The organism is Treponema sp. OMZ 790 (assembly GCF_024181285.1).
In the GTDB taxonomy this organism is placed as follows: domain Bacteria; phylum Spirochaetota; class Spirochaetia; order Treponematales; family Treponemataceae; genus Treponema_B.
The window spans coordinates 1021773-1046342 of record NZ_CP051201.1; the positions used below are offsets into that span (position 1 = coordinate 1021773).

Here is a 24570-nt window from a genome sequence, read left to right on the forward strand (position 1 = left end):
ATCTTTTGATATGAATAATCCATAGATATTTAAGCCTTTTATTTTTCGGGATATTTAAAACAAACCCATCAAATGAATTCTCTTGGTCAAAATTAAAACAATCTTATCCTCATAAGAACGACACCAACCTCCCGGATTGTCTTCATGCCAATCAGGTTTACCCAATTTTTTCAATTTCGTCTCTGGTGTATTTTTCCACGGAATAAGAGGCAAGTCCTTATAAATAAAAGGTTCATCGCTAATTACAGATTCTGCCTTTTCTGCCGCATTAAGAGCTGCTGCAAAACTACCCACAACTAACAAAAGGCATAAAATGCACTTTTTTCGATAAACCGATTTTTCTTTTAAAACATTTTCTTTTCTCCTTATTAAAAGTTTTATTCGTAAGGAATAACCTCAGTTCTCCACAAAATCATAAAATGAATAGCCGTGTCCTCGTATTTTGTACCCTTGTACACATCCAATATGGTAATCTTAACATCTTCTTGTTCGGGTAAAAAACTTATGTCCACAGTTTGAGGATGGGGTGTATCCTTTACGGTGAATCTTTTTCTTGCCGCTTGTAACTCCCTCAACCATTATCTTTTTAATTCTTCCGTTTTCATCATAAAGTTTAGGATTTGAAGCTGAAATATAACCGTTCATCAGTAAAATGTATTTATCATCACTGCTCTTCCATGTTTTTATAACAAAGGACTCTCCTATACCCCAGCCGTCTACACCTTCTACCCAAGGAGTGTCTTCTCTCATGTCGCATAGATTTTCTATCTTGTATTCTCTTTTTCCTTCCTTTGATTTTTCGACAAGATGAGAACTTACATTTTCATAGTAAAAATAAGGTGTTTCTCCTGAGCCCCCTGAGGGAAATCTTGTAAAAAAGCCTTCTGCTTTTTACCCTTTGTGCAGGCAGCATGCCAAGACCTATAATATCATCCTCGTTTTCTTTCCAAGCTTTTTTTACCAAGCCCGTTAAAAGCATAAATTTATTGCCTAAATATTCTTTTGATTGAGGATCAAGGTTTGCATATAGGTCATCGGGCATATCGGTATTCAATTCAAATAATGGAAAACGGCCTATGTACTTTTTTTTGTAAGTATAGACCTTTTTTACCTCTTCTTCTTTTGCATTATACCAGCTTATTTCGATCTTATTTCCTTTTGAATCGATAAAATAACCAAGTGGAACTCCGCCGGTATATCCGAAGCCTGCCAAATCAAAGTTTTGCCCTATTGCAAAGCTGCCCATAATTAAAAAAAGACATAAAAATAAGCTTTTTTTAAATAAACCGATCTTTCTTTTTAAAAACATTTTCTTCATCTCCTTATAAAAGTTTTATTCGTAAGGGATAACTTCGGTTCTCCACAAAATCATAAAATGAATAGCCGTGTCCTCGTATTTTGTACCCTTGTACACATCCAATATGGTAATCTTAACATCTTCTTGTTCGGGTAAAAAACTTATGTCCACAGTTTGAGGATGGGGTGTATCCTTTACGGTGAATTCTTTTTTCTTGCCGCTTGTAAGACCCTCAACCATTATCTTTTTAATTCTTCCGTTTTCATCATAAAGTTTAGGATTTGAAGCTGAAATATAGCCGTTCATCAAGAGTATGTATTTATAAAAGACATGTTTTGGTGCTTATTGTAAATGTCTCTCCTATACCCCAGCCGTCTACGCCTTCTACCCAAGGGGTATCCTGTTCCATAATTGATAAATTTTCTATTTTATACTCTCTTTTTCCTTCTTTTGATTCTTCGACAAAATACGAACTTACATTTTCATAATTAAAACAAGGATATTCTCCTGTTCCTCCCATGGGAAAATCAGAAAAAAAGTCTGAAGCTTTTTTACCCTTGCGTGCGGGCAGCATACCCAGTCCTACAATACCGTCTTTATTTTCTCCCAAAGTTTTTTTCGCCAATCCCGTTAAAAGCATAAATTTATTTCCGTAATAGTTTTTTGATTCGGTATTAAGTCCTGCATATAGGTCTTCAGGCATATCGGCATTCAATTCAAATAAGGGAAAGCGGCCTATATACTTTTTTTTGTAAGTATAGATTTTTTTTACTCTTTTCTGATTTGCATTATACCAGCTTATTTCAATCTCGTTTCCTTTTTGGAATTCAATAAAATAGGGGCATGGTACCGTATCCGTATATCCGAATCCTGCCAAATCAAAGTTTTGCCCTACGGCAAAACTACCCATAATTAAAAAAAGACATAAAAATAAACTTTTTTTAAATAAACCGATTTTACTTTTTAAAAACATTTTCTTTTCTCCTTATAAAAGTTTTTAAGTAATTTTTTAAAACCGGACAGGTCTTTAACCTGTCCGGAAAATGTTGATAGTAAATAATTATATATCTACATGCCGTTTAGATGTTATGGTAACGCTGATATTTTCGGGAGTGATTCCTGTCAGCATATTCATAAAATCATCATGTGTGGACTGTCCTCCTGTTATGGACGAAATACACCCTGCAGACCAAGGATTAATCCATATTCTATTCCCGCCGTCTTTCGGTATAAAACCTTTTTTATATTCGGTAGCATGAAAAAGATAGTATTTGGAATTTATATCATCCCTAATATTTTTAGGAATGTTTGTATCCTTAGTTTGCAGCCTCAACGTATTTGCAAATTTTATTGAATTATATGTACCATCTGCTTGCTCTGTCAGGTCTTCTGCCGTAAAATAATATTTACCGTCAGGTAAGGTCATACCTTCATGTTTATCGGCAAAGGCTTTACTTTCCGCATTAGCACCAACCATGTCCTGAATATTGCATTTTACAACCTGACCGCTGGCCAATTTTAAGCTTTCAATAGTCCTGACAGAATCGAATTCGTTTCCATACCCGTCATGCTCACGCTTAATTGAAATATCCATACCGTCAACATTAAAATTATTCATTTCGATATACCTGCCATTTACATCGATAGCAATAATTGGGCTTGAATAGTCATTGAGCTGTTTATCTACGGCAATGGCTTTTCCATTTAACCAACTAGATTCAACTTGACTGGCAAAATCAGTATCCATTTTGCTAGCAATGCTGCTTTTCTCTCTCTTGGTGATAAGATGTCTTTATTCCTTCCATTTCCGGTATTAGGGCCGGCAGATGATTTTGTGTCTGCCGGTGATGGAGTTGTTTGGTTCCCGGTATTCCCATTGTTGCCGGTGTTTCCGGCAGCAGGGGGTTGATTTTCTCCGTTGTTGCCGTTTCCGCCGCCTGTACCTGAATTGGAATTATTGTCATCATCATCCCGGTGATCTCCGCGTTCTATTGAGTCATCATCACCGTCACGATCGTCACCATCATTTCTACCGTTGCCGCCTCCGTCATTTTCTGGAGGCTGTGTTTCATCCTGTCCCGGTTTAGGGTCAGTCGGTGCCGGTTCCGGGGGCGGAGTAGGTGTCGGCTCTGCCGGTTTCGGCTTTTTGATCGGCGGATTATTTGGATTAGGTTCAATAGGATTGTCATCAGTGTCTCCAGGGGTATTGCCATTGCCCGGCGGATTATCAGGTGCAGGTTCTGTGTCTATGGGTTTAGTTCCCCGAGCCGGCGGTTTAACCGGATTGGGGTTTTCGGGATCCAGTTCTCCCACATTATCATCATTCGCTGTCGTTATAGGTATAAAAGGCGAATGCCCGACTTTGGCTTCAGAATCATTTCTTCCGCCGTTACTGCCGGAGATTATAAAATCATCTAAATCTCTTAAGTAATAAGAATTTTTCCAACTTTCCATAAATTTTCTCCTTGTAAAAAAAATATTTTTTCCATGCATAGAAAATATGGAAGCTTTTGGAAATTACTTAATTTTCCTCCTGCTTCCATTATATTATAGCTTTTAATTAAAAACAAGACTACTTTTTCAAAAAAAATATAATTTTTTATATTTTGTCTTTTTTTGGGATATTTTTACTCATTTTTGAATAATATTTATAAAATTTTGCAGAATTTAAATAAAATTATTTTCTCTCTTGACACTATGACACCTATTGTATAATATTAACCTTAGTTGGAGGACTATATGAAATTGGTTTTGGTCAGGCATGGCGAAAGTGAATGGAACAAGCTTAATTTATTTACCGGATGGACGGATGTGGAATTAAGCGAAAAGGGTGTAGAAGAAGCAAAGGAGGGCGGAGTCTATTTAAAAAAAGAAGGTTTTGATTTTGACATCTGTTATACTTCTTATCTAAAAAGGGCAATCCACACACTCAATCATATTTTAAATGAGATGGATAGAGAATGGCTTCCCGTCATAAAAACTTGGAAGCTTAATGAAAGACATTACGGGGCCTTGCAGGGCTTAAACAAGGCAGAAACGGCCGAAAAATACGGAGAGGATCAGGTAAAAATTTGGCGCCGATCCTTTGATATTGCCCCTCCTGTCTTGGAAGGAGGAGATAAGCGTTGTCCCTATTTACAGGAACAATACAGGGGAATTGAAAAATCAGAGCTTCCCCTAACAGAAAGCTTAAAAGATACCATAGCCAGAGCCGTTCCTTTTTTTGAAGAGACTATAAAGCCTCAAATGCTTGAAAAAAAAAGAATTCTTATAACAGCCCATGGGAACTCCCTCAGGGCATTGGTCAAGTACTTTGAAAATTTAAGCGATGAAGAAATCATTTCCGTAAATATTCCGACAGGCGTTCCCTTGGTCTACGAATTCGATAAGAATTTTAAGGTTATGAGTAAACGCTATCTGGGAGACCAAGAAAAAATAAACGCAAAAATAAATGCAGTTGCAAATCAAGGAAAAAAGAAATAAGGTAAGAATATAAAATGAAGCGAATTTTAGTAGGATGCATAAATCACGAGTCGAACAGCTTTAATCCTATTATTACGGGTATTGAAGATTTTGTTATTTTTAGAGGAGAAGAAGTTTTAACAAAAGGTTTAAAACCCTATTACTCTTCTACCGGAATTATCGAAACTATTCAAAAATGGGGCTGGGAGGCAGTACCTGCCGTAGTTGCAAGGGCTGTTCCGAACGGCTTGGTGGATTATAATCTATATACCGAGCTTAAAAAAGAATTTTTAGCCTATATAGATAAGGCTCTTTTAGAAGCTCCGATTGACGGCATCTGCTTAGGCCTTCACGGTTCTTTAAAGGTTCAAAAAATAGGACCTGCCGAAGGAGACCTTTTAAAAGCAATCCGCGAAAAGCTTCCCCATATTCCTTTAACGACAGCTTTGGACATGCATGCTACCGTAACCGATGAGATGATTAAATATTGTGACGGTATCGTAGGTTATAAAACCGCTCCTCATATTGACTGCTATGAAACCGGTGTCCATGCAGCCGAACTTTTAAAAGCTGCCTTAGAGCCTTCAAATAAACTTTGTATAGGAAGGGTAAAAATCCCCATGCTGGTGGCAGGAGAAAAAAGCGAAACCGCCGCCGAGCCTATGAAGAGTTTAATCGCCTCTTGTGTCGAGGCCGAAAAGGAAAATGGCTTGCTTGCCGCCTCCGTTCTTTTGGGCTTTCCGTGGGCAGACAGCAAGGATAACGGAGTAAACATTGTAACAACTGCCTTAAACGATCAGGCCCTTGCAGACAGGGCAGCCTTAAAGATAGCCAAGGAATTTTGGGCCGAGCGTCATAATTTTAAATTTAAGGTAGAGCATTATGATTCCTTTACTTCAATAAAAACCGCTGTTGAATCTGTAGTGCAAAATAAAGAAGGCCCCGTCTTTGTCTCCGATTCGGGAGATAATCCTACAGCCGGTTCTACGGGGGATTCCACCGAGTGCTTTGAGGCCCTTTTAAAACAAAAAGAAGCTTTAAAAGCTCTACCCACTAAGGTGCTTTATTCAGGATTTTTTGATAAGGCTGCCGTTGAAAAATGCTTTGAGGCAGGGGAGGGCTCTTCCTTAGAAATAACTATAGGCGGAACATGGGATAAAATCAACGGCAAAAAAATTCCTTGCCCCGTAAAGGTTTTAAAACTTGTAAAAAACTACGGCGTTTATGATTCCCGATTGGCTTTTGTCGAAATGGAAGACATAAGAATAGTTTTAACCTCAAATCACATAGGCTTCGGGGATGATGAGCTCTTGCCTGCCTTGGGTGTAAACGCAGAAGATTATTGTATAGTTATCGTAAAGCTGGGTTATTTGGAACCCTGTTTTCAAAAAATAGCAAAGAGGGCGATATTGGCGGAATCTAAGGGCTGTTCAAACGAGGTCTTGGAAACCTTGGATTACCCTCAAACTCCGCGTCCAATATATCCCTTGGATAAGGACATGGATATAAAATTATAATTTAAAATCGGTTGGTGTTATGAATAGAGAGAGTGTGCTGCGTTTCGGAATCGATGTCGGCTCGACAACCGTAAAGGTTGTTGTTTTAGAAGATGACGGAACGGTTTTGTTCAGTAAGTATCAAAGGCATAGGGCCGATATACGGACAACTATTATATCCGTTTGCGAACTTGCTGTTGAAGCTGTCGAAAAAAAATACGGAGAAGATGTAGAGCTCTCCCTCATTGTAACGGGATCAGGAGGGCTTGCCGTTTCGCACTGGCTCAATATACCCTTTATTCAAGAGGTCGTAGCCTCAACTGCCGCCGTAAAAAAAATAATTCCTCACACCGATGTTATAATAGAACTCGGCGGCGAGGATGCAAAGATTACTTATTTTGAGCACGCCAATATCGAGCAAAGAATGAACGGAACCTGTGCAGGAGGTACGGGCTCTTTTATAGACCAGATGGCCGCCCTCTTGGAAACCGATGCCTTGGGCTTAAACGAGCTTGCAAAAAATGCTAAGACCATTTACCCTATAGCCGCCCGCTGCGGAGTCTTTGCCAAGACCGACGTTCAGCCTCTCATAAACGAGGGGGCAAAAAGAGAAGACATAGCAGCCAGTATCTTTCAAGCTGTAGTAAGCCAGACTATTTCGGGGCTTGCCTGCGGTAAACCCATCCGCGGAAAGGTTGCTTTTTTGGGAGGCCCCTTACATTTTTTGGATCAGTTAAGGCACAGGTTTATCGAAACCTTAAAACTTAAAGATGATGAAATTATCACGCCTGAAAATTCCGAGCTCTTTGTAGCCATGGGGGCAGCCTTGAGTGCTGCCGGAGGCTTTAAGATACCCAAGGCCTCAAGCTCTCCCTTTAACCGGCCTGCTCTCTTGGACCTAAAAAAGGCCCGGTTTAAAACTTCTTCAAAAAAGAGCGAATGCAAATCTCCTCTTATTTTTGAAGAAGAAGTTGAAGCCGAACCGAATTTTATAAAACTTTCAAAATTCAAAAAAGATATTTATAAGATAGCTTCTTCCGAGATGCCCGAGGTTCAGCGCCTTCCTCCTCTTTTTAAAAATGAAGAAGAACTTGAGACTTTCAGGATAAGGCATGCAAAGGAAAAAGCTCCCCCGGCCGATATTTCCTCTGCTTCCGGCCCCGTCTTTTTAGGGCTTGATGCAGGCTCAACTACCACCAAGGCCGTTTTAATTGATGGGGAAGGAAAAATTCTCTGGCGTTTTTATGACGTAAATGCAGGAAACCCTGTCGAACTTGCAGTAAGGGTTTTAAAAGACCTTTACAAAATGCTTCCTCCAAAAGCCTATATAGCCCGCTCCGTTTCTACAGGATATGGGGAGGGGCTTTTTCAGGCTGCTTTGGGTGTAGATGCAGGAGAGGTTGAAACGATCGCACACTACCGTGCCGCAGAATTCTTTTTACCCGGAGTAGACTTCCTTTTGGATATAGGCGGTCAAGATATGAAGTGCCTCCGCATGAAAAACGGAGCCATAAGCTCTATTCAGCTGAATGAAGCTTGTTCCTCAGGCTGCGGAAGCTTTTTGGATAACTTTGCCCGATCCCTCGGAATGAGCATAAGCGAATTTGCGAGCATGGCTCTTCTTGCCGAAAAACCCGTAGATTTAGGTACACGATGCACGGTTTTTATGAACAGCCGAGTTAAGCAGGCTCAAAAAGAAGGAGCCTCGGTAGGAGACATTTCTTCAGGTCTTTCTTATTCCGTTATAAAAAATGCCCTCTTTAAGGTTATTAAATTGCGCGATGCCTCCGAGGTAGGAAGCAAGGTTATAGTGCAGGGCGGAACCTTTAATAACGATGCCGTTTTGCGTGCTTTTGAGCTTGTTTCGGGAAGACAGGCTGTCCGCCCGGATGTCGCAGGGCTTATGGGTGCATACGGAGCTGCCTTAATTGCAAAAGATCAATGGCATGACCTTGACGAAGAAAATCTTTCTGAAGGAAAAATAAGATCGAACATTGCCGATATGGAAGGCTTGGAAAATTTTAAGGTAAAGCTTGATTTATTGCGCTGTCCCAAATGCCCAAATAACTGCCTTTTAACCGTAAACACCTTCGATATTTGCGGGGTAAAACGGCGATTTATTACGGGAAACAGATGTGAACGCGGTGCTGAACTCGACAAAAACAGCGGACTTGAAGAGTGTTCATCTCAAGTTTCCGTTAAGGATCAAGGAGGCGTAAATAAAAAAGATATACCCAACCTCTTTGACTGGAAGTATAAGAGGCTTTTTAAATATAAACCCATTCCCAAAAATGAAGCTCCACGGGGCGAGATAGGAATTCCGCGGGTTTTAAACATGTACGAAAACTATCCGTTCTGGTTTACCTTTTTTACTGAGCTGGGATTTTCGGTTAGAATTTCTCCCCGCTCAACCAGAGGAACCTACGAGATGGGTCTTGAATCTATTCCGTCCGAATCGGTTTGTTATCCCGGAAAGATAGCTCACGGTCATATTGAGGCCCTCTTAAAATTAGGCGTAAAAAATATTTTCTATCCCTGTATTCCTTACGAGAAAAAAGAAGATGACGGAGCCGGAAACCATTATAACTGTCCCATTGTTACAAGCTATCCTGAGGTTTTAAAAAACAATATCGATGTTCTAAGGCAGGATGCAAATATAATTTATTTAAATCCCTTTTTACCCTATTATGACAAGAACCGATTGATAGATCGTCTTCATGAGGAGCTGGGTGCAAAGTTTTCGATATGTTTGGAAGAAATAATGACTGCCGTTAATGCGGCATGGACCGAAGAAGAAGGCTTTAAAAAGGAAACGGAGGAGAAGGGAGAAGAGGTTTTACGCATAATGAAAGAAAAAAATCTTAAAGGCATTGTGCTTGCAGGCCGTCCCTATCACCTTGACCCCGAAATAAACCACGGCATCCCTGAAATGCTCAACGGTCTCGGTCTTGCGGTTTTAACCGAGGACTCGGTTGCCCACTTAGGAAAAATAGAGCGGCCCTTGCGTGTCGTAGATCAGTGGACTTATCATAACCGTCTCTATAGGGCCGGAAACTTTACTGCAACTCAAGATAATCTGGAATTTATACAGCTTACCAGCTTCGGCTGCGGTTTGGATGCGGTAACGGCCGATCAGGTTCAGGAAATAGTTGAGTCAAAGGGGAAGATGTACACCCTCATAAAAATAGATGAGGGTTCAAACCTCGGAGCCGTGAGAATAAGAGTACGTAGTCTTTTGGCTGCTGTCAAGGAAAGAAAGAGGCATAAACTTTCTTTAACAAGAAAAAGCTCGGCCTATGAGCGCATAGTTTTTTCAAAGGATATGGAAAAACGATACACTATTTTAGCCCCTCAGATGTCTCCCATTCATTTTGACCTTATAGGTGCCGCTATTTCGCACTCAGGCTATAACCTTGAAATTCTTACCGAAATCGATCAAACTGCCGTAGAGTACGGCTTAAAGTATATAAACAATGATGCCTGTTATCCTGCCATCATAGTTGCAGGACAGATGATAGCAGCTCTAAAATCGGGCCGCTACGATTTACGCACCACAGCTTTGGCGATTACTCAAACCGGAGGAGGCTGCCGGGCCACAAACTACATAGGCTTTATAAGGCGGGCCCTTATAGATGCAGGCTTGGGTTTTGTACCGGTAATAGGTATCAGTGCCCAGTCCATCGAAAAAAATCCGGGTTTTAAATTAAAATTTCCTGTTTTGCATAGGGTTGCTCAAGCTATGTGCTTAGGAGATCTTTTAATGAGGGTGCTTTACCGCACCCGGCCCTACGAAAAGGTTCCCGGTTCTGCAAACGAGATATATAAAAAATATGCCGTCCTTATCAAAGATGCTCTAAAAAAAATGTCTTCTAAAAAATATAAGGAAATTATAAACGGCATTGTAAGCGAGTTTGATAATCTACCCTTAAAAAATATACGAAAACCGAGGGTCGGCGTAGTAGGGGAAATATTGGTTAAATTCCACCCCGCAGCCAATAACGATATTTTTAGTACAATCGAGAGGGAAGGAGCGGAATGTGTCGTCCCTGATCTTTTAGACTTCTTCCTTTATTCTTCCGTTTCGGGTATCTATCACAATACCTATCTCGATTACTCGTTTAAAAAACGATTCATTGCAAATTTTACAATCTGGGTCATAGAAAGATACAGAAAGCCGATTAAAAAAGCTTTAAAGCGAAGCAAGCGTTTTACTCCTCCTGACAGCATATACAGATTAGCCGATTCTGTAGACGGAATTTTGCAGCTGGGTAACGTTACGGGAGAAGGCTGGTTCTTGACAGCCGAAATGATAGAGCTCATTCATTCGGGAGTTTCAAATATTGCCTGCGTGCAGCCATTTGCCTGCCTCCCTAATCACGTAACCGGAAAGGGAATGATAAAGGAATTGCGCCGCCGCTATCCCGAGGCAAATATTTCTGCCATCGACTTCGACCCCGGAGCCAGCGAGGTAAATCAGCTCAACCGCTTAAAACTCCTCCTGGCCAATGCCAAACCCGGCCTCCACCCCGATGAAACAAAGTGAGAAGTCCTTTGTACTTTTCTCCCCTTCTTGACACTAAACTTTTTATTTTAGTATAATTTTAACTTATAATAATAAGGAGTTTACTTTGACAAGAGATTTAGGAGTATTAAAGGGAATTTATCTTGCTCCTTACATGCAGGTTGCTACTGCCTTAATCGGAAAGGCCCGTCATGCAGGAGGAAATATGTTCCGGCATCAGGTAGATACTATGGGCATTCTTATAGACTACGGGTACATCGACAGTGTTCTTTTAAAAGCTTCGCTAATCCATGACGTTATCGAAGATATTGAAGATTTTAATGTAAACGAAATTTTAAATATCGATTCCGAGTCGGGACAGGTTTATGAGCTTGTTTTGGAAGTTACCAAAAAAAAGGGTCAAGAAAAGTCGGAGTATCTAAAAAACATAATAAAAAACGGGTCCGAAAAGGCTAAAATTTTAAAATGTGCCGACAGAATAAGCAATATGATAAGTTTGGGTTTTGTGACGGATCCCGAATTTATTGAACGCTATTGCAATGAGACGGAGCTCTATATTTTTCCCATAGCTTTGGAAGTTAATTTTGAAATGTACAAGGAGCTTATGGCCTTGGTAGTTTCCCGCAGACAATATTTGGTTGAGTGCGGTTATCTTGAAGAAAGCGTGAAAAAAATGCGCAAAGCGCGTTAAAACAGTTTAGGGAATAACGATAAACAGTTCACGGGGGTATTTATGATTGAAATTTCAAATGTTTCAAAGGCCTACGGCTCTTCTAAAACAAAGGCTGTAGACGGAATTTCGGTAAACGTAAAAAACGGCGAAATTTTCGGCTTTTTAGGGCCTAACGGAGCCGGAAAAACAACTACAATTAAGATGATAACCGGAGTTCTTAATCCCGATTCCGGCTCAATAATGGTTGACGGCATAAACATAGCCGATGACCCTATGGAAGCAAAAAGAAGAATCGGCTATGTTACCGATAACCCGGAGCTTTTTTCTCAGTTAAAGGCTGCCGAATACTTAAATTTTATAGGCGACGTTTATGGAGTACCCGCCGATATAAGACAAGAAAGAATAGAGCGTTATACCAAACTTTTCGGCATAAATGAAGCCTTAAACGGGAGCATAGGCAGCTTTTCCCACGGAATGAAGCAAAAACTTTTGGTTACCGGAAGCCTCTTATCCGATCCTCCTGTCTGGATCTTGGATGAACCGATGGTCGGTTTGGATCCCAAATCTGCCTTTTCTTTAAAAGAAATTATGAGAGAAAGAGCAGACGCAGGAAAGGTCGTTTTCTTTTCGACCCACGTTATGGAAGTAGCCGAAAAACTTTGCGACAGGCTTGCAATCATAAATACAGGTAAAATTATGTTTGAAGGCTCTTTACAGGAGTTGCGTGAAAAAAGAGGCGAAAACGCTTCTCTCGAAAAGCTTTTTTTGGAGCTTGTTGAGGATAAGTCATCTTCAAATTTTGAAAATGCAGAAGCCTAAAGAGAGTTAAAAATTATGAAAGTTTTTTTTAGATTGGTTAAAATTTATTTGGCTTCGGTTTTTAACTTTAAAAATTTTAAGGCCCAAATTCAAAAAAGAAAAAAGAAGGGTGATCAAACCGTTACAAGAAATTCCAAGGCTAAGATACTTGGCATGGCAATTCTATTTATCTTGGTTTTTGCGGAATTTTTGTTTATCTTCGGTTTTTTGATTTTCGGTTTATACGGAACGGCAAAGGCCTTAAACAATATTAGCATTCTTTTTGAGGTAACGGCAGTTATTATATCCTTTATGAGTCTTTTATTCGGCTTTATGCTTACTATTTCTACCTACTACATCGGTGAAATTGAAGAACAGTTTTTGTCGATGCCCATAAGGCCCCGTACCTTGTTTGCATCAAAATTTGTTGCAAACAGCATAAACGCTCTGATTACTTCTTTTGCCTTTTTTTCGGTTTTAATGGGAATATACGGGTTTATGGAATCTCCGCCTTTTTTATTTTATGTCTCGGCTGTCATTTGCGCCCTTATAATTCCTCTTCCAATGATTTCGATTTGTTATTTTTTTAATATCCTAATTATGCGTTTTACAAGGGTTTTTAAAAATAAAAATGTTATCATGGCTGTAAACGGTATTTTAGGTATGGCCTTGGCCCTCGGCTTCAATTATATAATTCAATCTACTACGGGCTCCGATCCTGAAGCTGTTTATAGGATGGTAGAATCCAATGCTGCGGCTTTTCAAAATTATGGAACATACTATCCTCCGGTAAAACTTGTAGGTCTTATTTTAAGTGCTCCCGATTCCGTTTTAAGCTTTTTATATATTATATTACTGATTGCCTTTTGCACGTCTATTCCGGCCTTGGTTATAGGCCTTATGTCAAAACTTTATACCGAAAGTCTAATAGGCTTTAACGAAAAAAACATAAAAAAACTTGAAGCAAAACAGGTTTCAATCTTTTTACATAAAAACATCAAAAAATCCTCTCCCTTCATCGCTTATGTAAAGAGAGAATTTAAAATGATGAACCGTACCCCGATTTATCTTTTAAACGGCCCCTTTTCGATTATCTTTATGCCGATATTGATAATTGTTATAAGTATTGCAAGGGGTGCAAACTTAAATAATGTTCCGCCTCATGTACTTATCTTTATGCAGGGGAATGCAGGCTTTGTAGTTACAGGCCTTGCGGCAGGCTTTTTAGGTTCAATGACCAATATTGCGGATACGGCCCTTTCACGTGATGCAAAATTTATTCCGTTTATTAAGAGCCTCCCTGTTGATATTGCATCTTATATGTACGCCAAATTAGCCCATGCCATGATCTTTGCTCTATTGGCAATAGTAATAGGAGTGGGCTTTGCCGGTTTTGTATTTAAATTCAATATTTTACACATGGTTTTAGCCTCCTTGGTGGCTCTTTGCTTTTCGGCCTTTGTCAATCTAGTTTCTTTATTTTTGGATACGGCTCATCCAAAACTGCATTGGGATAATCCTGTTGCAGCCATGAAGCAAAATACAAACGTGGTTTTTATCATGCTTTTTAACATGATTATTTTGGGCCTTTCTGCCGTTGTGGTATTTTTTACGATGAATTCATACCTTTGGGTAATCTTGATTTATTTTTGCGGTATACCGGCTGCTGCCTTTGCCGTTTTGATTAAACCATATGGAATTTATGCGGAAAATAAAATAGCGAGTATCGAATTGTAATTACCTGCTAGACTAAAATGCATTTTTTTTGTAATCTTTATAAAGCATTATGGAACGACTTAAATTATATTTTTATTATTTTAAGAACAAAATTCTAAAAAAGTATGAGGGTAAAAAAGCTAAGTCGGCAATAGATACCGAAGAAATCAAAGAAGAAATTTGGGAAGCCGATTTTTCTAAAAAAGTAAATACCCGCTTTATTGAAGAGACCGGAGACGGTTACCAATCCTTATTTGAAGAAAATCTTGATGGTAAACGGGTCTACTCGCTGGAATTAAAACGCAAACATCTTTATGCATGGGCTTTAAACCCTGTGTTCAGGTATAAAGATTTTGTGCTTGATGCAGAACTTGAACTGCCTGTTTTTAAAGATAATTTTCTTCCCGAAGAAAATACAAGCGCAGGCTATTGTGCCGCAGGTTTTGTGTTTAGGCATATAAGCGATAAGGCTTTTTATTCGCTTCTTATTTCAGATAAGGGATGGATAAGGCTTGAAGCCGTAGTCAATTCTACGCCCATGCCCATCTTAGGCTGGACAAAACCTTTGATCGATGTTGAAAGTTCAAAATTCAAAATAAAATTAATCTGTGTCGGAACAAGTATTACAATTCTTGTGAACAATACTTGGTTGGGTAAATTCGATTCCGATATTGTTCAGGCTGCAGGAAAAATCGGTTTTGCAGGACAAAACTGGGAATCTTATTCAAAGGTAAAATTTTATTTGAACGAATTCAAAATTATTTCCCAGCCCCTCCTTGTCGAAAGCACCGATTCGGCAGCCAACAATCCTGATGCTATTTCGCCTGAAGCCTATATAAACCTTGCTTCAACATATTATGCCATGGGTCAGTATGTTGCGGCCATCTATCAGATAAAACAGGCTTGGAAACTTCGTGATCCGGATATTCAAGATCATATTTTGGCCGGAAGAATATATTTTGCTCAGCGTTTAAACGCAGAAGCCGAAAAAGAATTTCTGTCTGCCCTTGATATCGAGCATGACAATTACGAAATAATGGCTGAACTGGCCGGCCTATATTATAAGTCCGGCGATATGAAAAAACTGGGAGCTCTTTTAAAAGATATTCCGAATGAAGAAATTAAAAATTCGGTTTTGCTTTGTTCCTTGCAGGGGCATTTTTTAAATTCTCAAGGAGAACACGAAAAATCTGCATCCTTTTATGCAAAAGCCTTTGCTTTAAATCCCGAACAAGGCTTGCTAAAATATAACGAAGCAAATGAACTTAACCTTGCCGGAAAAAAAGTTGAAGCTGTCGAGGCCTATGCAGAAGCCGGGAAACTTTTTTTGGCTTCCGAAGAATATAACGAGATGGCCGATGTAATAAATGCCCTTGAGCGTATTGCTCCGGACGATGAGCGTACTTGGGCCTTAAGCGGTAAATTCTATTATGCCATAGACAATAAATGGGAAGCTAAGGTTAATTTTAAAAAACTCTGCGATGCAAAAACAAGCGATTCTACAATATGGTATTTATACGGACTTCTAATTCATGATGAAAATCCTGAGGAAGCTATAAAGTTTTTTAAAAAAGCTTGTAAGCTCGGACCCGAGCACGGACTTTATCATTTTAGATTGGCTGAAGCCTTGTACCTGATAGGGGAGGATTGTTCTGTTCCTCTTGCAGAAGCCGAAATACTCGAACCCAACAACGGATGGATTTTCAATTTAAAAGCTCTTTGTGCAATTGATGAAGATGCCTTCTTCGATGCTCAAATCGAAATCGAAAAAGCCCGTAACATGCTTCCCGATGAGATAGTGGTTTTAGAAAACTATGTAGAAGTTATGCGTCTTCAAGGCCGATTAAAAGAATGTGCTCCTCTTTTTGACATTGAAGCCGGTACAGCCGATTTGGCGGCTGAAAGGAACAGGGCCGAAGCCTTTCATATTTATGCCAATGCCTTATTCTTTGATGAGCAATATGATGAAGCCGATATATGGTATCAAAAAGCCTTAAAACTGAAGCCAGTAGATCCGGTTCTTTTGACAGATAAGGCAGAAAATTCTATCGAGATAGGTTATCTAAATGATGCTGACGGCCTTTTGGTTAAGGCTATGGATATAGAGCCTACAGAAAGAATATACAGGCTTATTTCCATTCTTTCGGTAAAAAAAGGCGACCATGCCCGTGCCGAAGTCAGTTTAAGGCAGGCTATCGAAGAATTTGGAGAAAGCGATGAACTTTTGTTTGATCTTGTAAACCTTTATATTCAGACAAACCGGAAAGAAAAAGCCAAAGAAACGATAAAGCTTTTAGCTGATTGTGAAGACCAAGAGCGCTTAAAAGAACTAAAAGCTTTTTTAAAAAAATGATTTTAAAGATTAAAAAATCTTCACTTTTTTCTCCGCAGCCTATTGAGGTTCCTCCGTCAAAAAGCCATTCCATGAGGGCTCTTGTTTTATCCTCCTTTGCTGAAGGCTCTTCCGAGATTAAAAATTTTCTTATGAGCGGAGATACCAAAACGGCTTTATCGGTATTCAAATCCTTAGGCGTAAAATTTAAAATCGAACAAAAAACAAAATCCTCTGCAGATATACTTGTTTTTCCGCCTAAAGAAGGTTTAAAAAAACGGATTGAAAAGCAAAAATCCGTAAAAATAGATACCGGGAATTCCGGAACCCTTTTTTATTTTTTAGGCTCCATTCTTTCTTTAATCTCTTCAGACTTTGTTTTAACAGGCGACTCATCAATTCTAAAAAGACCTGTCAAACCATTAACCGAAATTTATGAAGGCTTAGGCTTAAAATACGAATTTCTTAACAGCACCGAAAGAGCTCCTATACGGGTTTTAGATGCTCATATCAAGGGAAAAGAAGCTCCCATCAGCCGTTTAGGAGAAACATCTTTAATCAAAGATTTTGAAGAAAAAAAACTTTATCTTGCAGGAGATTTTTCTCAGGTTGTAAGCGGGCTTCTGCTTGGGGGAGCTTTGACCGATTACTCTTTGCAGATAAATTTAAAAAGGGCAGGGGAGCTTCCATATTTAAAAATGACCCTTTATTGGCTTAAAACTTGCGGTATCGAATTTATTGTTTCGGATGACTTTAAAACTTTTAAAATCGCGGGCGGGCAGAAAATTCCTTCATTTTCATCAAGTATTCCGGGTGACTGGTCAAGTTCAGCTTTTCCTATTGCTCTATCGCTGATTACGGCTTCTCCTCTCAGCATAAAAAACATAGATATAAATGATGTTCAAGGGGATGCGCGTATAGTCGAAATCTTAAAAGAAATGAATGCAGATATCCGCTTTGAAGAAGAAACACAAACCCTTAAAATTTACCCTTCAAGCTTAAAAGGCGGTGTTTTTGACTGTTCCGATATTCCCGATGCAGTGCCGGCTCTTTCTGCAATTTCCTGTTTTGCAAAAGGCGAAACACTTTTAAAAAATATAGAAATATGCCGCTATAAGGAGTGCGACAGGATTTCAGCAATTGTTTCAGAGCTTACAAAACTTGGAGCAGATATTACTGAAGGGAAAGATTTTTTACTTATCCGCGGAATAGTAGGAAAGAATCTAAAACCTGCTAAAGTTTTTTCACATGGGGATCACCGTATAGCCATGATGCTGGCGGTTATTGGAGCCGGTATCGATAGCAAAGACGGTTCCGATTTTATTCTTCAAGATGCCCAATGTTTCGATATAAGTTATCCTTCTTTTTTGGAAGAACTCAAAAATATAGGTGTCAATATTACTGCCGATAAGTAGTTGACTTTTTCTTTTTAATGTTTTAAAATTTCATCTTCGATACCGTACCTACTGGGTATAAAGGATTTTCTCATGCACAAAGTGTATAAAAAAATAATTGTTTTATTTTTTACTCTTTTTACTTTTAACTTGCTTGCAGATGAAGACATTTTTGTTTTTTATTCGCAGCCTTCTTCAATTGCGTCCAAATTTGTTACGGGTATTTCGCAAGATTCTTACGGCCGAATTTGGTTCGGAACAAAAGAAGGGCTTGCCTGTTATGACGGGATTAAATATAAAAATTATGAGTATATTCCTTTTTCGGAAAATTCGATTCAGTCCTCGCAAATTCAATGTCTATATAAGGATACTTTAAAAGGCAAAAACGGAAGTGACGTATTTTGGTTGGGAACTTTTGACGGTGTTGAAATGTTTAATGTCGATACGGAAACTTTTACCCATTTCGATATTACTAATTCGGTAGTTTGCTGTTTTTTGAGAGATTCGGAAGGACGTTTGTGGGCCGGTACATTAAACGGGCTTTATATTTTAGATGAAGAAAAAGGCACGGCCGTAAAATTTTCTACAACCTCATCTTTTTATATCGGGAACAACAGCATAAGAAATTTGTATCAGGATTCAAAGGGAGTAATTTATGCCTGTACCTACGGCGGATTGTGGGAGTATGATGAAGACATAAGATGTTTTAAAATTTCTTCCTTGCTTGATGATAAAAAATTGTGCAATAATGTAACCGTTTATAATATTTTGGAGGATGCCGGAAAGTATTGGGTCTCGGTATGGGGGACGGGACTTTTTCTTATCGATCCCGAAAAAAATACAAAGAAATCTTTTTCTTTTTCGAATAATAAAATTTATTGCATGTCAAACGATTTTCGCAATAATATTTTACTCATAGGTACATGGGGCGGGGGCTTTATCGGCTTTGATAAGAATTCATACACGTATACCGAATATACTTCAAATCAACGCTCTTATAATCTTTCAAACGATTTTATTTTTTCCATATTTGTAGATAACTACGGTTCTCTTTGGCTTGGTACAAACGGAGGGGGCGTAAACATTTACGATACCAAACGTATGTGGTCAAAGTTGATTTTACCGCATGAAAATAAAATTAACGGCCGAGAGAATGCCGTTTCCGATTTAAAAACCGATAAAGACGGAAACTTATGGATAGGACTTTTAAGTAACGGTATAACTCATTATAATTTTAAAACAGGAAAAAAGAAAAACTATTTTTATTCCCAATACGGTCAAGCAAAAGTGATTTCAAATTCCGTATTTAAATTTTTTATCGACAAAAATAACGATATCTGGGCAGGTACCGATAAGGGTTTGTGTAAGTACAATAAGAGAGCTGATGCCTTTTTGCCCGTTGCTTTATATAATAATAATGTTTCCGAGACAGGCGAAAAAATAATATACAGTATAACGGGAGATGAAAGCGGCAACTTGTGGATAGGAACCTATGAAGGTGGGCTCATTAAATTTTCTCCTTCATCAGGAATAATAAAAAAATATAAAAACGATCCTCAAAATCCTCACAGCTTAAGTAGCAATCTAGTTCTTACTCTTAAAACGGATTCTTTAAAAAACCTTTGGATAGGCACAAACAAAGGTCTTGCCAAGTACATGCCTGAAACAGATGATTTTATTATATATCGTTACAATATAAAAAATAAAGAGGGAATCTCATCGGATAAGATTACATCTTTTTTCCAAGATTCTTCAGGAAAAATTTGGATAGGAACAAATGACGGCGGTTTAAATATTTTTGACCCTATCACAAAAAAAATTACAAAATATACCGTAATTGAAGGTTTACCTGCAAACAGGATTACCGGGGTTACGGATATGGATGACGGCTCCGTATGCGTAACATCAGCTAAAGGAATGACTGTTTTTAATCGAGATAATGAAATTATATACAGCTATACTTTTTATAACCATGAAAGGCGTTTTACTACTGAACCTATTAAAATCGGTAATTCATGTTTTGTAGGTACACAAGAAGGTGTTTTAGGTGTCGACCTCGAGTATTTAGTATCTTTTAAAAAACAGGAAATTCCGGTCAAGATAAGAACTATAGGAATAAACGGAAATAAAACATCTACTTTTAAAATGGATATGGAAGAACGTTTTAGTTTTAAGCATTCCGAAAATAATATCAGCTTTGAGTTTGCCTCCATGGATTTATCTCCCCTTTCCCGGCCTTATTATGTTTTTATGCTTGAAGGATTTGATAAAACTTGGGTAAACGGTAATTTAAAAAATTATGTTCAATACACCAATCTTGATCCCGGATACTATACCTTTAGGGTAAAAGATATATCCAATCCATATCCTGAACCGGCATCATTTTCATTTGTTATCGAAAGACCTTTTTGGTTGTCTGCTCCGATGATAGCGGCCTATATTGTTAGTTTTGTATGCTTGGCTGTTTTGATTTGCAGGCTTCGTCAGCTTTTTCAGTATAAAGTTGCAAATAAAAAACTTCAAGAAGAACAAAAAGATCTTATATCGGCAAATGAACAGCTTACGGTATTATCCACAATAGATCAGCTGACGGGGGTCGGTAACAGAAGACAGCTGGATACGGCAGGTAAAGATTTTTGGCGCAAGGGTTTGGACAATAAACAGAAGATGTCCCTCATAATGATAGATATAGATTTTTTTAAACAATACAATGATTTATACGGACATCAAGCAGGCGATCATGTTTTGCGCAGTGTCGCTCAAACCTTAAAACAAAATCTTAGGGCTAAATATGATTTTGTCGGAAGATACGGCGGAGAAGAATTCTTAGTCTTGCTATACAACAGTTCTTCTGCCGAAACAATGAAGATAGCCGAAAAATTGCGGATTGAAGTCAAAAATTTAAAAATTGAACACTCAGCCGCTAAGGATAAAGTCCTTACAATAAGTTTAGGTATATACACTGCTGTTCCGGTAAATGAGCTTTCGTATGAGACTATGCTTTCCTATGCAGATGCGGCTCTTTATAAGGCCAAGCAAAGCGGAAGAGATTGCTGCAAAATGTATACCGAGTAGTTTATGAAATTTAAAACTTCCTATTGACCATTGCAAAAATAAGGTGTAGACTATTCACTATGAAAGATAAGATAATCGACGCCGCTATTAGGCGTGTTCCCGATTTCCCCAAAAAGGGAATCCTTTTTTATGATATTACGGGTATTTTGGTAAATCCTAAAGTTTTCAGTTATTGTCTTGATAAGATGACCGAAATGTATAAGGATGAAAAAATAGACGCAGTTGCCGCTATAGAAGCAAGAGGCTTTATCTTTGCTGCTCCTTTTGCCTACAAGATGGGAATTCCTCTTATTTTAATACGCAAAAAAGGAAAACTCCCGGGAGAAACTTACTCGGCTTCTTACAACCTTGAGTATGGACAGGCTGCTGTTGAAGTTCATAAAACCGATGTGGTAAAAGGTCAAAAAGTTCTTCTTTTAGATGACTTGATTGCTACAGGCGGAACTCTAAATGCTGCCAGAAAGATATTGGAAGAAGGCGGAGCTGAAGTTTCAGGCTTTTGCGGCGTTGTCGGCTTACCGTTTTTAAACTACAACAAGGTTCTAAAAGATTTGCCCGTAAAGACTCTCATAGAATATGAGAGCGAAGAAATTTAAATCTATTTTTAATATTTTTGATTTTTTTCACCTTGAATATTTTTAATTTATATGATAAAATCTAAAAGTCGTTTTGTAATTTCTATAAAACGACTTTTAAACTTAGAATTTATGCTTTATCTATAGTATTTGGAGTTATGATATGACTAAAACAAGAGGAAAGGTAGTCGGTATTAACGGTAACATGATAAGCGTTGCTTTTGAAGGCTTAGTTACCCTTAATGAAGTAGGCTATGTTGAGGTTGGTTCAAAAAAACTAAAAAGCGAGGTAATTCGAATTCGCGGTGAAATAGCTCAGCTTCAAGTATTTGAAATTACAAAGGGAATAAAAGTAGGAGACACCGTAGAATTTACTGATGATCTCCTTTCCGTCGAGTTAGGTCCCGGCCTTTTAGGTCAGGTTTATGACGGACTGCAAAACCCTTTACCTGAACTGGCCGAACAAGCAGGTTATTTTTTGGAACGGGGTATCTACTTAAACGCTCTTTCAAGAACCGCGAAATGGCATTTTACTCCCTCTGCGAAAGAAGGCGATTCTTTAAAACGTGCAGACATTTTAGGAACCGTACCTGAGGGCAGCTTTACCCACCGTATCATGATTCCTTTTAACATGTATGGCTCTTATAAATTAAAATCTATAAAACCTGAAGGGGATTATACCGTAGATGACACAATAGCTGAGGTTACGGACGAAAGAGGAAATGTAATTCCTCTTACCATGAGCTTTAAGTGGCCCGTAAAACGCCCGATTGACTGCTATGCAGAACGCTTAAAACCTACCGAAACCTTGGTTACAAAGATGAGAACAATGGATACATTCTTCCCTGTTGCTAAGGGCGGAACCTATTGTATTCCCGGTCCCTTCGGTGCAGGAAAAACCGTTTTGCAGCATGCTACCAGCCGAAATGCCGATGTCGATATTGTTATCATCGCAGCCTGCGGTGAGCGTGCAGGTGAGGTTGTAGAAACCCTTACGGAATTCCCTGAGCTTAAAGATCCCAAAACGGGCCGAACCCTTATGGAAAGAACGATAATTATCTGTAACACTTCTTCAATGCCTGTTGCAGCCCGTGAAGCTTCAGTTTATACCGGTGTAACCCTCGCAGAATACTACCGCCAAATGGGCTTGGACGTTCTTCTTCTTGCAGACTCTACAAGCCGATGGGCTCAGGCTCTTCGCGAAATGTCGGGCCGCTTGGAAGAAATTCCCGGTGAAGAAGCCTTCCCTGCCTATCTTGAATCCTACATTGCAGCCTTCTACGAAAGGGCTGGTATTGTCCGCTTAAGCGACGGCTCAAAGGGTTCCGTTACAATCGGAGGCACCGTGTCTCCTGCGGGCGGTAACTTTGAAGAGCCTGTAACTCAGGCCACTCTAAAAGTTGTAGGCGCCTTCCATGGTCTTTCACGGGAAAGATCCGATGCCCGAAAATACCCTGCCATTCACCCCCTAGATTCTTGGTCAAAGTATCCGAGCGTTCTTCCTTCAGAACAAGTCAGATACGGAAGAAGCTTTTTACGCCGAGGTACCGAGGTCGAACAGATGATGAAGGTTGTAGGTGAAGAAGGAACAAGTATCGAAGACTTTATCATTTACTTAAAAGGCGACTTACTTGATGCCGTTTACTTGCAGCAAAACTCCTTTGATAAGGTAGACGATGCAGTTTCGGTTGAGCGCCAGCAGCATATATATAATATCTTGGTTGAGATTTTAGGTTCTTCATTTAAATTTATTTCTAAGGATGAAGCCCGCTCTTATTTCAGCAAACTTAAACTTATGTTCATCGACTATAACTACTCGCCTTGGGGCTCGGATGCATTTAAATCCCATGAAGACGGAATTAAAAAGCTCATCGCCGAAAAAGCGGATAGCTTAGATGAAAGCGCAAAAAAATTATTGAAGCAGGCGGTGTAAGATGAAAAAGGTATATAGTAAAATAGAATCGATTAACGGTTCGGTTATTACGGTTAAGGCCGACGGAGTTTCATACGGAGAATTGGCTGAAGTTCAAACCCGCTTCGGAGCCTCCCTTGCAGAAGTCAATAAGCTTGACGGTGACTTGGTTTCGTTGCAGGTTTTTGCAGGAGGACGAGGTGTTTCGACCGGAGATGAGGTCCGCTTCTTAGGTAAGGAAATGCAGGTAAGCTATTCCGAAGATTTGCTCGGCCGAATATTTAACGGTTCAGGCGATCCGAGAGATTCAGGGCCTGCCTTAAAGGACAACATGATTCCTATAGGCGGTCCTTCGGTAAACCCATCAAAGCGTATTCTTGCAAACAGAATGATCAGAACGGGTATTCCGATGATCGACGTATTTAATACCTTGGTTGTTTCTCAAAAGCTGCCCATATTTTCAAGCTCCGGCGAGCCTTACAACGAGCTTTTAGCTCGAATAGCCATGCAGGCCGAGGTTGACGTAATTATCTTGGGCGGAATGGGATTAAAATATGACGATTATCTTTATTTTAAAGACACCCTTGAAGAAGCCGGTGCTTTAAGCCGAACAGCTATGTTCGTTCATACGGCAGCTGACCCGACTGTTGAATGTCTTATGATTCCGGATATGTGTCTTGCAGTTGCAGAAAAGTTCGCCATCGCAGGTAAGGATGTTTTGGTTCTTTTAACGGACATGACAAACTTTGCAGATGCAATGAAAGAAATAGCCATTATTCAGGAACAGGTTCCTTCAAACCGAGGTTACCCCGGAGACCTTTACAGCCAGCTTGCAGCCCGCTATGAAAAGGCTGTAGATTTTGCTGATGCAGGATCGGTTACGGTCTTGGCCGTTACAACAATGCCCGGAGACGACGTAACACACCCCGTTCCAGATAACACAGGTTATATTACCGAAGGCCAGTTCTATCTTAAAAACGGACGAATCGAGCCTTTCGGAAGTCTTTCACGATTAAAGCAAAACGTAAACGGTAAAACAAGGGACGACCACCGTGCGCTTATGGACAATATGATTAAGCTCTATGCTTCATATAAGGACACTCTGGAGAAAAAATCTATGGGCTTTATGATGAGCGAATGGGACGAAAAACTCTTAAAATACGGTGCAAAATTCGAATCGGGAATGATGGACTTGTCCGTAAACATTCCGCTTGAAGACGCCCTCAGCTTAGGCTGGAAGATTCTTGCCGAATGCTTTACCCGTGAAGAAACCGGTATTAAATCCGACTTGGTAAATAAGTACTGGCCGGCAAACTAA

17 protein-coding genes and 1 pseudogene are annotated in these 24570 nt (G+C 39.3%); 12 read left to right on the forward strand and 6 right to left on the reverse strand.

Annotated features, from left to right (window positions below):
- Positions 1–54: 54 nt before the first annotated feature.
- From E4O01_RS05020 to E4O01_RS05050, 6 genes and pseudogenes are all read right to left on the reverse strand, one after another.
- Complete coding sequence (locus tag E4O01_RS05020) at positions 55–294, reverse strand: hypothetical protein (RefSeq protein WP_253730219.1); 240 nt, start codon at positions 292–294, stop codon at positions 55–57.
- Positions 295–377: 83 nt separating this feature from the next.
- A pseudogene (locus tag E4O01_RS14835) lies at positions 378–1309 on the reverse strand (hypothetical protein).
- A gap of 24 nt (positions 1310–1333) precedes the next feature.
- Positions 1334–1603: an NADase-type glycan-binding domain-containing protein gene (locus tag E4O01_RS05035; RefSeq protein WP_253730221.1), complete on the reverse strand. Its 270-nt coding sequence runs from the start codon at positions 1601–1603 to the stop codon at positions 1334–1336.
- Positions 1604–1616: 13 nt separating this feature from the next.
- The gene (locus E4O01_RS05040; RefSeq protein WP_253730222.1) at positions 1617–2270 is read right to left on the reverse strand and encodes a hypothetical protein; all 654 of its coding nucleotides are present in this window, start codon (positions 2268–2270) and stop codon (positions 1617–1619) included.
- A gap of 87 nt (positions 2271–2357) precedes the next feature.
- Positions 2358–3044, reverse strand: a complete 687-nt coding sequence (locus E4O01_RS05045) for a hypothetical protein (RefSeq protein ID WP_253730223.1) — start codon at positions 3042–3044, stop codon at positions 2358–2360.
- Entirely contained in the window at positions 3002–3751 is a 750-nt protein-coding gene (locus E4O01_RS05050; RefSeq protein WP_253730224.1) for a hypothetical protein, read from the reverse strand. Before E4O01_RS05050 ends, E4O01_RS05045 begins: the two co-directional genes overlap by 43 nt.
- Before the next feature lie 285 nt (positions 3752–4036).
- On the opposite strand from E4O01_RS05050, the gene gpmA reads away from it, so the two are divergent.
- The 12 genes from gpmA (at position 4037) to E4O01_RS05110 (ending at position 24570) form a co-directional block, all read left to right on the forward strand.
- Positions 4037–4780, forward strand: coding sequence for a 2,3-diphosphoglycerate-dependent phosphoglycerate mutase (gene gpmA / locus E4O01_RS05055; RefSeq protein ID WP_253694700.1), 744 nt, complete (start codon positions 4037–4039; stop codon positions 4778–4780).
- Between the two features lie 14 nt (positions 4781–4794).
- Positions 4795–6276 (forward strand): M81 family metallopeptidase, encoded by a 1482-nt coding sequence (locus E4O01_RS05060; RefSeq protein WP_253694701.1) that lies wholly within the window; start codon positions 4795–4797, stop codon positions 6274–6276.
- A gap of 19 nt (positions 6277–6295) precedes the next feature.
- Positions 6296–10798, forward strand: coding sequence for a 2-hydroxyacyl-CoA dehydratase (locus E4O01_RS05065; RefSeq protein ID WP_253694702.1), 4503 nt, complete (start codon positions 6296–6298; stop codon positions 10796–10798).
- A gap of 85 nt (positions 10799–10883) precedes the next feature.
- Entirely contained in the window at positions 10884–11468 is a 585-nt protein-coding gene (locus E4O01_RS05070; RefSeq protein WP_253694703.1) for a nucleotidyltransferase family protein, read from the forward strand.
- Positions 11469–11510: 42 nt separating this feature from the next.
- A complete protein-coding gene (locus E4O01_RS05075) occupies positions 11511–12269 on the forward strand; it encodes an ABC transporter ATP-binding protein (protein ID WP_253694704.1) in 759 nt (252 codons plus the stop codon).
- 15 nt (positions 12270–12284) lie between these two features.
- The gene (locus E4O01_RS05080) at positions 12285–13985 is read left to right on the forward strand and encodes a hypothetical protein (RefSeq protein ID WP_253694705.1); all 1701 of its coding nucleotides are present in this window, start codon (positions 12285–12287) and stop codon (positions 13983–13985) included.
- Positions 13986–14034: 49 nt separating this feature from the next.
- Positions 14035–16317 (forward strand): tetratricopeptide repeat protein, encoded by a 2283-nt coding sequence (locus E4O01_RS05085; RefSeq protein ID WP_253694706.1) that lies wholly within the window; start codon positions 14035–14037, stop codon positions 16315–16317.
- A complete protein-coding gene (gene aroA / locus E4O01_RS05090) occupies positions 16314–17711 on the forward strand; it encodes a 3-phosphoshikimate 1-carboxyvinyltransferase (protein ID WP_253694707.1) in 1398 nt (465 codons plus the stop codon). Before E4O01_RS05085 ends, aroA begins: the two co-directional genes overlap by 4 nt.
- A 72-nt stretch (positions 17712–17783) precedes the next feature.
- Entirely contained in the window at positions 17784–20765 is a 2982-nt protein-coding gene (locus E4O01_RS05095) for a ligand-binding sensor domain-containing protein (protein WP_253694708.1), read from the forward strand.
- 59 nt (positions 20766–20824) lie between these two features.
- Positions 20825–21361 carry an adenine phosphoribosyltransferase gene (locus E4O01_RS05100; RefSeq protein WP_253694709.1) on the forward strand — a complete coding sequence of 179 codons (537 nt, stop codon included), beginning with the start codon at positions 20825–20827 and terminating at the stop codon, positions 21359–21361.
- 142 nt (positions 21362–21503) lie between these two features.
- Positions 21504–23273 (forward strand): V-type ATP synthase subunit A, encoded by a 1770-nt coding sequence (locus E4O01_RS05105; protein WP_253694710.1) that lies wholly within the window; start codon positions 21504–21506, stop codon positions 23271–23273.
- A gap of 1 nt (position 23274) precedes the next feature.
- On the forward strand, positions 23275–24570 hold the full coding sequence (locus E4O01_RS05110) for a V-type ATP synthase subunit B (RefSeq protein ID WP_253694711.1): 1296 nt from the start codon (positions 23275–23277) through the stop codon (positions 24568–24570).